We start from the raw sequence: 11,798 nt of genomic DNA, 5'->3' as shown, positions 1-11,798 counted from the left end.
ACCCCCCTCCCCCCCCCCCCCCCCCCCCCCCCCCCCCACCCCCCCCCCCCCCACACCCCCCCCCCCCCCCCCCCCCCGCCGCGTGCTGGTGGTGCTGTGCCTGACCCAGATCACCAGCTGGGGCGTGCTGTTCTACGGCTTCCCGGTGCTCGCGCCCGCCATCGCGGCGGACGCGGGCTGGTCCGACGCGGCGGTCATCGGGGCGTTCTCGGTGGCGCAGCTGGTCAGCGCGGTGGTCGGGGTGCCGGTCGGCAGGCTGCTCGACCGGCACGGGCCGCGCGTGGTGATGACGACCGGGTCGCTGCTGGCCGTCGGCGCGCTGGCGGTGGTCGCGTCGGCGCGGTCGCTGCCGTGGTTCTACGCGGGCTGGGTGCTGGTCGGCGTGGCCATGGCCGGGGTGCTGTACCAGCCGGCGTTCGCCGCCCTCACCCGCTGGCACGGCCCGGAACACCGGGTGGGCGCGCTGACGGTCGTCACGTTGGCGGGCGGGCTGGCGAGCACGGTGTTCGCCCCGCTCACCGCCGCGCTGGCCGCGCACCTGGACTGGCGGCAGACCTACCTGGTGCTCGCGGCGGTGCTGGCCGTGCTCACCGTGCCCGCGCACCTGTTCGGCCTGCGGCTGCCGTGGCCCGCCCACCCGGCCACCTCGGACACCCGTCGGCCGACCGCGATCGCCCGCAGCCGCCCGTTCGTGCTGCTCGTGGTGTCGATGAGCGTCGGCGCGCTGGCCGTGTACGCGATCGTGGTCGCCATGGTGCCGTTGTTCGCCGAACGCGGCCTCTCGACGACCACCGCCGCCTGGGCGCTCGGCCTGGGTGGCGTCGGGCAGGTCCTGGGACGGCTCGGCTACGGACGGCTGGTCGCGCGAACCGGCGTGCAGGCGAGGACCGCCGGCGCCCTGCTGGCGGCCGCGGCCACGACCCTCCTCTTGGGACTGATCCCCGGGCCCGCGTTCGCCCTGATCGCCGCGGCGATGCTGGCGGGTGTCGTCCGGGGCACCTTCACGCTCATCCAGGCCACCGCCGTCACGGACCGCTGGGGCACCGCCCACTACGGGCGGCTCAGCGGTGTCCTGCACGCGCCGCTGACCGTCACCGCCGCCGTGGCCCCGTGGGCCGCGACCGCGCTGGCCGGGACGCTGGGCGGTTACCCGGCGGTGTTCGCCGTGCTGGCCGCGCTGGGCGTGGTCGCGGCGCTGATCTCGCTCAAGTCCGTGCCGACCTACACTGTGGGCCGGGACTTCCGTGGGGGCCGCAGTGGCAGTGAGCAGTGACGAGTTCATCCGGATGGTGAACGCGCTCGTGGACGTGGAGCGCCGGGAGGGCGGGGACTACAGCTCGTTCAGCGTGCGCGGCAAGCGGTTCGGCTACTACTGGCCGCGCACGCAGACGGTCGGCCTGAAGCAGCTGCTGTCCGAGCAGCACGCGCTGGTGGCCGAACGGCCCGACGTGTTCGAGGAGCAGTTCACGTCCGGCGGTTTCGGCTGGGTGGTGGTCTACCTGGCCGGCATCGAGGCCGACGAGCTCGCCGAGCTGGTCTTCGAGGCCTGGCGCCTGTCCGCGCCCGAGGACCTGCTCGCCCGAGTTCCCGACCCGGCACACCGAGCGCACCGCTGACGGCCCGGCGGGAACCACCGCCGGGCGCACGCGTCCGGCACGCGCGCCCGGCCGGTCTTCCGCTCAGTCGGTGCCCGCGACGAGCGGTTCCAGCACCACCTCGGGGTGCAGGCGCTTGAGCACGCCGAGGGCCGTGGAGTCCGGGAACAGCGCCAGGTGGGTGCCGTCGTCCCGGGTGAGGACCTCGCCGCGGTTGTTGTCGACCGCGTTCCGGTGGGCGAGGTCGGGCAGTCGCCGCACCACGGTGTAGGGCAGCCGTTCCAGGCGGACCGGCGACTTGAACTCCGCGTCCAGCCGGTGGGCGGCGACCTCGAACTGCATCGGTCCGACGGCGGCGAACACCGGCGAGCCGTCACCGCGCCGCGCCGAGCGCAGGACCTGCACGACCCCTTCGGACCCGAGCTGCTCGATGCCCTTGCGGAACTGCTTGGCCCGGCTCAGGTCGGCCGGGCGGACCACCGCGAAGTGCACGGGCGCGAAGCTGGGCAGGCCGGGGAACCGCACGGCGGGCTTGTCGGTGTAGAGCGTGTCGCCCACCCGCAGGGAGTTGGCGTTGACGAGCCCGATCACGTCGCCCGGGTACGCGGTGTCCAGTGTGGAGCGCTGCTGCCCGAAGACCTGCTGGACGTACTTGGTGGCGAACGGCTTGCCGGTGGTGGCGTTGGTCACCACCATGCCCCGTTCGAACACGCCCGAGCAGACGCGGGCGAACGCGACCTGGTCCCGGTGCGAGGGGTCCATGCCGGTCTGGACCTTGAACACGAACGCCGAGAACGGCGCGTCCAGCTCGCGCGGCCGCGCGTCGACGTCCGGGCGCGGCGTCGGCCGCGGCGCGAGGTCGACCAGCAGGTCCAGCAGGTGCCGCACGCCGAAGTTGAGCACGGCCGAGCCGAACAGCACCGGCGTGGCCGTCGCGTCCAGGAAGCGTGCCAGGTCGAAGTTCCCGCCCGAGGCGGCCAGCAGGTCCAGCTCCTCCACCGCGCGCGTCCACCCGGGACCTTCCTCGGCCTCCGCGCGGGCGGGGTCGAGGCGTTCCTGGGCCGCGGCCGTCGCGCCGCCTGCCGTGCGCGAGTAGCGGATGAACTGCCCGTCGCGGCGGTCCAGCACGCCCCGGAAGTCACCGGCCTCGCCGACCGGCCAGGTCAGCGGCATGGGCTGCAGCCCGATGCGCTCCACCAGCTCGTCGCACAGCTCCAGCGCGTCGCGGCCGGGCCGGTCCCACTTGTTGACGAACGTGATCACCGGGATGCCCCGGTGCCGGCACACGTCGAACAGCTTGAGCGTCTGCGGCTCCAGGCCCTTGGCCGCGTCCAGCAGCATCACCGCCGAGTCCACGGCCGCGAGCACCCGGTAGGTGTCCTCGGAGAAGTCGGCGTGACCGGGCGTGTCGAGGAGGTTGACGACGGTGTCGCCGTAGGCGAACTGCAACGCCGCCGAGGTGATGGAGATCCCTCGCGCCTTCTCCATCTCCATCCAGTCCGACACCACGCCGCGCCGGCCGGACTTGCCGTGCACCGCGCCCGCCTCGGAGATCACCCGCGCGTGCAGCGCGAGCGCCTCGGTCAACGTGGACTTGCCGGCGTCGGGGTGGCTGATCACCGCGAACGTGCGCCGCCGATCCGCCTCCCGCAGCACGTCGGCGGGTGGGGCCGTCACCGAACCTGCGGTGGTCATTCGCGTTTCTCCTGGACTCGACGGGTGTCACCGGGCTCGGCGGTACCGCGGAACGTACCCTGCGGAACCTACCCTCACGTTACGGTAGCCTCCGGCCGCGCCGCACCGGTGCCACAATGGTCGAACGGACGAGGCGTCGGAAGGGATCTTGTGGGCGGGCACATGCAGATCGGCGAGGTGGCCGACCGGACGGGCCTGTCGCTGCGCACGATCCGCTACTACGAGGAAGTCGGCCTGGTCGTGCCGAGCGCCCGCAGCCAGGGCGGGTTCCGCCTCTACACCGAGCCCGACGTCGACCGGCTCCAGGTGGTCAAGCGCATGAAGCCGCTCGGCTTCCAGCTCGAGGAGATGCGCGAACTGCTGAGCATCCTCGACGCCCTCTCCGCCCTCGACGACGACGACGACCGCGACAAGCACCTCGACCGCCTCGCGCAGTTCCACACGACGGCCGAGCAGCGCTGCGAGGAACTGCGCGCCCAGTTGCGGATCGCCGAGGACTTCGCGGGCAGCCTGCGCGCCCACCTGCCCCACGGCTGAGCACCCCGAAGCCGGGGCCCGCTGTTCGCGCCCGAGCACCCTCACGTAACGTGAGGGTGTGACCATGGCTCGAACCTCCACCCCTCCACCGGCCCTCACCCCCGGCGCGCTGCGCGTCATCGCCCTCGGCGGGCTGGGTGAGATCGGCCGGAACATGACCGTGTTCGAGCACGAGGGCAAGCTGCTCGTCGTCGACTGCGGCGTGCTGTTCCCCGAGGAGCACCAGCCCGGGGTGGACGTGATCCTGCCGGACTGGACCTGGATGCGGGACCGGCTGGACGACGTGGTCGCGGTCGTGCTGACCCACGGGCACGAGGACCACATCGGCGGTGTGCCCTACCTGCTGCGCGAGCGGGCCGACATCCCCGTCATCGGCTCGCGCCTGACGCTGAGCCTGCTCGCCGCCAAGCTCGTCGAGCACCGCATCACGCCGGTCACGGTGGAGGTCAAGGAGGGGCAGCGGCTCGCGCGCGGCCCGTTCGACCTGGAGTTCCTGGCGGTCAACCACTCCATCCCGGACAGCCTGGCCGTCGCCATCCGCACCGCCGCCGGGCTCGTGCTGCACACCGGCGACTTCAAGATGGACCAGTTCCCGCTGGACGGCCGGATCACCGACCTGCGTGGTTTCGCCCGCCTCGGCGAGGAGGGCGTCGACCTGTTCCTGGTCGACTCCACCAACGCCGACGTGCCGGGCTTCACCACCTCCGAGCGCGACCTGGCCCCCGCCATCGACGAGGTGTTCCGCACCACGCCGCGCCGGGTCATCGTGTCCAGCTTCGCCAGCCACGTGCACCGCATCCAGCAGGTCCTCGACGCCGCGCACGCCCACGGCCGCAAGGTCGCCTTCGTGGGGCGTTCGATGGTCCGCAACATGGGCGTGGCCACCGAACTGGGCTACCTCAAGGTGCCCGACGGCCTCGTCGTCGACATCAAGCGCATGGACCGGCTGCCCCCGCGCCAGGTGACCCTGGTCTGCACCGGCTCCCAGGGCGAGCCGATGGCCGCGCTGTCCCGCATGGCGGGCGGCGACCACTCGATCCAGGTCGAGGAGGGCGACACCGTCCTGCTGGCCAGCTCGCTGATCCCCGGCAACGAGAACGCCATCTACCGGGTCATCAACGGCCTGACCGACCGCGGCGCGAACGTCGTGCACAAGGGCAACGCGAAGGTGCACGTCTCCGGTCACGCCAGCGCGGGCGAGCTCGTCTACTGCTACAACATCGTGCAGCCGTCCAACGTGCTGCCGGTGCACGGCGAGGCACGGCACCTGCGCGCGAACGCCGAGCTCGCCGTGCGCACCGGTGTGGACCGCGACCGCGTGCCGATCGCGGCCAACGGCCACGTCGTCGACCTGCAGGACGGGCACGCCCGCATCACCGGCAAGGTCGAGATCCACAACGTCTACGTCGACGGGCAGACCGTCGGCGGCGTCACCGAGGCCTCCCTGGCCCAGCGCCGCACCCTCGGCGAGGAAGGCGTCATCACCGTAGTCGCCATCGTCGACCTCGACTCCCGGCGGCTCGCCGAGCCGCCGGACTTCATCGCCCACGGCTTCGAGCACGACGCCTCCACCTTCGCCCCCGCGATCCCCGCGATCGAGAAGGCGCTCGCCGGCGCGAACGAACGCGGTGTCACCGACTTCGAGGAACTCGAACGGCTGATCGCCCGCGAGGTGCAGAACTGGGCGTACCGGACCCACCGCCGCCGGCCGGTGATCATCCCCGTGGTCGTCGAGGCCTGAGACGTCGGCCGGGTGTTCGCCGCCGCTCCCACGCGGCGGCGAGCAGGTGGTCGAGGTTCTCCGGCGTCGGCCCGGCGACCAGGCGGGCCTGGGTGCGCGGAGAGCTTGCTCACGATCAGCCCACTCGTTCGAGGTCTACCGTGACGTCAGGGTAGAGTTCCCGTGGTCGCGCCGGAGCAGCCGCGCCCGTCACGAACCCGATCCCAGGTCGCCAGTCCGCAGTCCGCGGCACCTCCGCTTCCCGCCTCGCCACGAGCAGGCACCCCGTCGGGCGTCGTCCCTTGTTCAGCACGCGAGTCGCACCTGCCGCGCTCGCGACAAGTCCCCCGAGGTGTCGCTTGTCCTCGTACGAGGCGCCCGCACGTCCCACCCTGCTCTCGCGCATCCGCGTGAACTGGTTCGCCAACACCCGTGCCGACCTGCTCTCCGGCCTCGTCGTGGCCCTCGCGCTGATCCCCGAGGCGCTGTCGTTCTCGATCATCGCGGGCGTCGACCCCAAGGTCGGCCTCTACGCCTCGTTCACGATCGCGATCATCATCGCCTTCGCCGGCGGACGCCCCGGCATGATCTCCGCCGCGACCGGCGCGATGGCGTTGGTGCTGGTGCCGCTGGTGCGCGACCACGGCGTGGAGTACCTGTTCGCGGCGACCGTCCTCACCGGCGCGTTCCAGATCGCGTTCGGGCTGGTCGGCGTGCACAAGCTCATGCGCTTCGTGCCCCGCACCGTCATGGTCGGCTTCGTCAACGCCCTGGCGATCCTGCTGTTCACCGCCCAGATCCCGCACATCACCGGCGGCGGCTGGCCCGTCATCGCGCTGGCCGCGCTCGGGCTCGGCGTCATCTACCTGCTGCCGAAGCTCACCAAGGCCGTCCCCTCGCCGCTGGTCGCGATCGTGGTGATCACCTCGCTCACGGTCTTCCTGCACGTCGACGTGCCGACGGTGGGCGACATGGGCGACCTGCCCGACGCGCTGCCGTTCTTCGGCCTGCCGATGGTGCCGTTCACCGCGCAGACGCTGGCGATCATCGCGCCCTACGCCCTCACGCTGGCCGTCGTGGGCCTGGTCGAGTCGCTGCTGACCGCGCAACTGCTCGACGACCTCACCGACACCCCGTCCGACAAGGGCGTCGAGGTCCGCGGGCAGGGCATCGCCAACATCGCCACCGGCTTCCTCGGCGGCATGGCCGGCTGCGCGATGATCGGCCAGTCGATCATCAACACCAAGTCCGGTGGCCGCACCCGGCTGTCCACCCTGTCGGCGGGCGTGTTCCTGCTGATCCTGGTCTACACCCTCGGCCCGGTCGTCTCGCTCATCCCGATGGCCGCGCTCGTCGCCGTGATGGTCTTCGTGTCGATCAGCACGTTCGACTGGTCCAGCGTCACGCCGTCCGGCCTGCGCCGCGCGCCGCGCAGCGAGACCGCCGTCGTGGTCGTCACCGTCGGCACCGTGGTGGCCACCCACAACCTCGCCCTCGGCGTCATCGCGGGCGCGCTGCTCGCCGCCGTGTTCTTCGCCCGCCGCGTCGCCCACCTGGTCGAGGTCTCCAGCGTCCTGGACCCCGACGGCCGCATCCGCGTCTACGCGCTGACCGGCGAGCTGTTCTTCGCCTCCACCAACGAGCTGATGCACTCCTTCGACTACGCCGAGGACGTCGACAAGGTCGTCATCGACCTCTCCGGCGCGCACGTCTGGGACAGCTCCGCCGTGGCCACGCTCGACACCGTCACCGCGAAGTTCGCCGGGCGTGGCGTCGAGGCCGAGATCGTCGGCCTCAACCCGCACAGCGAGAAGCTGCACAGCAAGCTCACCGGACAGGTCTCCGGCTCCCACTGACGGGCGGGCCGCCCGGTTGACTCCGGTCGACCGCTCAAGCATGCTTGAGTCAATGAGCACTGACTGGCCTTCGGAGACCGTCGCGCGGGCGCGGGTGCACGCGGCGTTGGGTGAGCCCGCCCGGCTCGCCGTGGTGGACCTGCTCGTGCTCGGCGACGCCTCGCCCGGCGAGGTCGGCCGCGCGCTCGGGCTGCCCAGCAACCTGCTCGCCCACCACGTGAAGCTGCTGGAGCAGGCCGGGATCGTGGAGCGGTCGCGCTCGGAGGGCGACCACCGGCGCACCTACCTGCGCCTGCGCACCGCCGCGCTGACCGACCTGGTGCCCACCGGCCTGCGGCAGGCGCCGCGGGTGGTGTTCGTGTGCAGCCACAACTCCGCGCGCTCCCAGCTGGCCGCCGCGCTGTGGAAGCGACGCAGCCCGGTGCCCGCGGCCAGCGCGGGCACCCGGCCCGCCGAGCGCGTGCACCCGCTGGCCGTCGCCACCGCCCGCACCCACGGCCTGTCGCTGACCCGTGCCCGTCCCCACCACCTGGACGCCGTGCTGCGGCCCGACGACCTGGTCGTGGCGGTGTGCGACAACGCGCACGAAGAGCTCACCGACCACGACGACCGGCTGCACTGGTCGGTGCCCGACCCGGCCGCCGTCGGCACCCCGGACGCGTTCGACGCCGCCTACCGCGACCTCGCCGACCGCATCGACCGCCTAGCGCCCGCCGTCCACCCCGCCCCCGAGGGACCCTGAATGCCCCGCCCGCTGTCCCACCGGCTGCTCGCCGAGTACCTCGGCAGCCTCCTGCTCGCCGCCCTGGTCATCGGCTCCGGCATCGCCGCCCAACGCCTCTCCCCCGGCGACGTCGGCCTGCAGCTGCTGGAGAACGCCGCCGCCACCGCCGTCGGCCTCTACGCCATCATCCTGGTCTTCGGCCCCGTCAGCGGCGGCCACTTCAACCCCGCCGTGTCCCTGGCGGACGCCGCGTTCGGCGGGTTGGCCTGGCGCGACGTGCCCTCGTACGCGCTGGCCCAGGTGCTCGGCTGCGTCACCGGCGCGGTGCTGGCCAACACCATGTTCGAGGCGGCGCCGGTCAGCATCAGCACCACCGGACGCGCCACGGTCGCGCACGGCGTCGCCGAGGTCGTGGCCACCGTCGGCCTGCTGCTCGTCATCTTCTCGCTCGTCCGGTCCGGTCGGGCCGCCCTCGCGCCGTCCGCCGTCGGCGCCTACATCGGCGCGGCGTACTTCTTCACCAGCTCCACCAGCTTCGCCAACCCCGCCATCACCGTCGGCCGCGTCTTCAGCGACTCGTTCGCCGGGATCGCGCCCTCCTCCGTGCCGGTCTACGTGCTGGCGCAACTCGTCGCCGTCGCGGTCGCCGTGCCGCTGCTGCGCACGCTCTACCCCACCACCGAGGCGACCACCGCGCCCGTCACCGAAGGACAGGTCCGTTGACCCGCAAGCAGCCCGAAGTCCTGTTCGTCTGCGTCCACAACGCCGGCCGCTCCCAGATGGCCGCCGCGCTGCTCCAGCACTACGCGCTGGGCCGCGTCACGGTCCGCTCCGCCGGCTCCGCCCCCGCCGATCAGGTCAACCCCGCCGCCGCCCAGGCCCTGGCCGAACTCGGCCTGGACATCACCGCCGAAGTGCCGTCCAAGCTGACCACCGAGGACGTCGAGGCCTCCGACGTCGTCATCACCATGGGCTGCGGCGACACCTGCCCCGTCTTCCCCGGCAAGCGCTACCTCGACTGGGAGCTCGAAGACCCCGCGGGCCAGGGCGTCGACGCCGTCCGACCCATCCGCGACGACATCGACCGCCGCGTCCGAGGGCTGCTCGCCGAACTGCTCGACGAGCCCGCCTGAGCCGCCGGGTCCCGGCCGCAGCCGCCCTCGCGGCCGGGACCCGCCCTCACCCGGGTCGGAGGCGTGCTGCGACGATGGGCGCCACCGTGCGCTCACCGCGTGCCCGCGGTCCACTGTGGTCCCGCACCACCACCGTCGAGGACCGACCCGGAGGTAACACCCGATGAGCGCGCGTTTCCAGGAGCTCGACTGGCGACAGACCCCGCTGGGCGAACTCGTCCTGCGCCGCCGGTGGGATCCCGTGTTCGACCGCGAGGTCCACGAGATCAAGCTCAACGACGAGTTCCTGATGTCGAGCCTGTTCACCGTGTCGGAGGTGGAGCTGGCGCGCCTGGCGCTCGCCGACCTGCCCGCGCCGCTGGACGTCGTCGTGGGCGGTCTCGGCCTCGGCTACACCGCGCGGACCGTGCTGGAGAACCCGGCCGTGCGGTCGGTGGTCGTGATCGACGCGCTCGGCGAGGTCATCGAGTGGCACCGACGCGGCCTGCTGCCCGGTGGGCAGGAGCTGGCGTCGGACCCGCGCTGCCGGTTGGTGCACGGCGACTTCTTCGCGCTCTCGCGCTCCGACGGCGGCCTCGACCCGACCGACCCCGACCGCCTGTTCCACGCGATCATCGTCGACATCGACCACTCGCCCAGGCACCTGCTGCACCCCGACAACGCCGACTTCTACGAGCCCGAGGGCCTGCGTCGCCTCGCCGCCCGGCTGCACCCCGGCGGGGTGTTCGCCTTGTGGTCCAACGACCCGCCGGACGACGACTACACCGCGGCGCTGGCCGACCGGTTCGCCGAGGTCGGCGCGGAGGTCGTCCGCTTCCACAACCCGCTGCAACAACGTGAGGCGACCGCCACCGTCTACCTCGCGCGGACGGCGGGCGGTCGCTGATCCGTCAGCTCGCGAGCAACCGCACCCACGTGGGCCGCGTCATCGCGACCTCCCGGGTTCATCCCGTTGTCGACCGGACGTCGAGGTCGCCTCACGCCTCGGAGCCGGCGGGCCCGGGGACGTAAGGTTGTCCGGTTGACGCCGGGAAGGGCGGGGTTCGCTGGTGATGGACGTGGGGCGCTTGGTGGCCGGGCGGTACCGGCTGCGCGGGCGCGTGGGCGCGGGTGCGATGGGCGTCGTGTGGCAGGCGTTGGACGAGCGCCTGGACCGCGTGGTGGCGCTCAAGCAGCTCGTGGTGCCCGAGGGGGCCGACCCGGTCGCGGCGGTGGGCCGCGCGGCGCGGGAAGGGCGCATCGCCGCCCGGTTGCAGCACCCGAACGCGGTGACGGTGCACGACGTCGTGGAGGACGACGGCAAGCCGGTCCTCGTCATGGAATACCTGCGGGCGCGGACCCTCGCCGAGCTGATCGCGCGCGGCCCGTTGCCCGTCGAGCGGGTGACGCACATCGGCGCGCAGATCGCCGGCGCGCTGGCGGCGGCGCACGCGGCGGGCATCGTGCACCGGGACGTCAAGCCGGGCAACGTCCTGCTGACCGACGACGGCACCGCGAAGATCACGGACTTCGGCATCGCCCGCGCGGTCGGGGACGTCACCGTCACCCGGACCGGGCTGCTCGCCGGCACGCCCGCGTTCCTCTCGCCGGAGGTCGCGCGCGGCGGCGAGCCGGGGCCCGCCTCCGACGTGTTCGCCCTCGGCGGCACGTTGTACGCGGCGGTGGAAGGGCGTCCGCCGTTCGGCGACGGTGACAACGCGATCGCCTTGCTGCACGCCGTCGCCGCGGGCCGCTTCGCGCCGCCGACCCAGGCGGGACCGCTGACCGACGTGCTGCTGGACCTGCTGCGCACCGACCCGGCGGCCCGGCCGACGATGGCGCAGGCCGCCGAACGGCTGCGCGCGCCGACCGTGACGGCGCCACCGGCGACCCGGCTGGACCTGAACCCGGCAGACCTGCCGCCGACCGGCCCGCACCCGGAAGGCTCGCTGACCACCGGCCCGCACCGAGCCGACCTGACACCGCAGCCCGCCGGCCGGGACCTGGCGGTCCCCTCGGCGCTCCCGGCCCAAGCGGGTCCGACACCCTGGCCGACCGACCCGCACGCAACGGATCCGGCCCACACCAGTCCGACTCCATGGCCTACCGGCCCGCACGCGGCGGGCTCCGCGCGACCGTCAGGCTCGCACCCCACCGCCTTGGCGCCGCACCCGACCGCCCTCGCGCCCCGGCCCGCGCGTGGTGGGCGTGCGGGACTCATCGCGGTGGCCGCGGCGGCCGTCGTGGGGCTCGTCGTGCTGGTCGTGGTGCTGGCGAACGGGAATCGGACCACCGACAACGCGGCCGGCGCGGTCACGAGCACCACGTCGTCGTCCAGCAGCACGCCCGCTCCCGCCCAGTTGGCACAGGCCGTCGCGGAGTACTACGCGTTGTTGCCGAAGAACACCGCCCAGGCCTGGGAACGGCTCGGGCCCGGGGTGTGGGGGGGGGGGAGCACGCAGTAGGAAAAGGAATGGCGCGAAGTCGAGAAGCCCAACGCCAACGCCGCTCCCGCCGCCCGCGCAACGAGCCCCGCCCCCGCCGTCCTCGCCCTCGCCT

11 protein-coding genes are annotated in these 11,798 nt (G+C 73.1%); 10 read left to right on the top strand and 1 reads right to left on the bottom strand.

The genetic code is table 11. The features are described 5' to 3' along the window. The first annotated feature begins 82 nt into the window (after window positions 1-82). Entirely contained in the window at window positions 83-1,273 is a 1,191-nt protein-coding gene (locus ACZ7GX_RS44320; protein ID WP_498786672.1) for an MFS transporter, read from the top strand. Beyond that, complete coding sequence (locus ACZ7GX_RS44315) at window positions 1,257-1,616, top strand: MmcQ/YjbR family DNA-binding protein (protein WP_498786671.1); 360 nt, start codon at window positions 1,257-1,259, stop codon at window positions 1,614-1,616. The genes ACZ7GX_RS44320 and ACZ7GX_RS44315 overlap by 17 nt, the downstream gene beginning before the upstream one ends. Window positions 1,617-1,679: 63 nt before the next feature. Here the strand turns inward: ACZ7GX_RS44315 and ACZ7GX_RS44310 are convergent, their stop codons facing one another. Further along, window positions 1,680-3,290 (bottom strand): peptide chain release factor 3, encoded by a 1,611-nt coding sequence (locus tag ACZ7GX_RS44310; protein ID WP_498786670.1) that lies wholly within the window; start codon window positions 3,288-3,290, stop codon window positions 1,680-1,682. A gap of 162 nt (window positions 3,291-3,452) precedes the next feature. Here ACZ7GX_RS44310 and ACZ7GX_RS44305 point away from each other — a divergent pair, with 162 nt between their 5' ends. The 8 genes from ACZ7GX_RS44305 to ACZ7GX_RS44270 all read left to right on the top strand — a co-directional run bounded on the left by ACZ7GX_RS44305 (window position 3,453) and on the right by ACZ7GX_RS44270 (window position 11,704). Further along, window positions 3,453-3,827, top strand: coding sequence for a MerR family transcriptional regulator (locus ACZ7GX_RS44305; RefSeq protein ID WP_498786669.1), 375 nt, complete (start codon window positions 3,453-3,455; stop codon window positions 3,825-3,827). Window positions 3,828-3,891: 64 nt separating this feature from the next. Then, complete coding sequence (locus ACZ7GX_RS44300) at window positions 3,892-5,568, top strand: ribonuclease J (RefSeq protein ID WP_498786668.1); 1,677 nt, start codon at window positions 3,892-3,894, stop codon at window positions 5,566-5,568. 338 nt (window positions 5,569-5,906) lie between these two features. Next, window positions 5,907-7,403 carry a SulP family inorganic anion transporter gene (locus ACZ7GX_RS44295; protein ID WP_498786667.1) on the top strand — a complete coding sequence of 499 codons (1,497 nt, stop codon included), beginning with the start codon at window positions 5,907-5,909 and terminating at the stop codon, window positions 7,401-7,403. Between the two features lie 52 nt (window positions 7,404-7,455). Continuing rightward, on the top strand, window positions 7,456-8,145 hold the full coding sequence (locus ACZ7GX_RS44290) for an arsenate reductase/protein-tyrosine-phosphatase family protein (protein ID WP_498786666.1): 690 nt from the start codon (window positions 7,456-7,458) through the stop codon (window positions 8,143-8,145). Then, window positions 8,146-8,850, top strand: a complete 705-nt coding sequence (locus tag ACZ7GX_RS44285) for an aquaporin (protein ID WP_498786665.1) — start codon at window positions 8,146-8,148, stop codon at window positions 8,848-8,850. Then, window positions 8,847-9,260, top strand: a complete 414-nt coding sequence (locus ACZ7GX_RS44280) for an arsenate-mycothiol transferase ArsC (protein WP_498786664.1) — start codon at window positions 8,847-8,849, stop codon at window positions 9,258-9,260. The genes ACZ7GX_RS44285 and ACZ7GX_RS44280 overlap by 4 nt, the downstream gene beginning before the upstream one ends. A 163-nt stretch (window positions 9,261-9,423) precedes the next feature. Continuing rightward, the gene (locus tag ACZ7GX_RS44275; RefSeq protein WP_498786663.1) at window positions 9,424-10,146 is read left to right on the top strand and encodes a spermidine synthase; all 723 of its coding nucleotides are present in this window, start codon (window positions 9,424-9,426) and stop codon (window positions 10,144-10,146) included. 166 nt (window positions 10,147-10,312) lie between these two features. Next, window positions 10,313-11,704: a serine/threonine-protein kinase gene (locus ACZ7GX_RS44270; protein WP_498786662.1), complete on the top strand. Its 1,392-nt coding sequence runs from the start codon at window positions 10,313-10,315 to the stop codon at window positions 11,702-11,704. Window positions 11,705-11,798 lie beyond the last annotated feature (94 nt).

It is taken from the genome of Actinosynnema sp. NPDC037264, assembly GCF_055603705.1.
The sequence above is the reverse complement of the archived record's forward strand: the minus strand, read 5'-3'. Positions and strand labels throughout refer to the sequence as shown.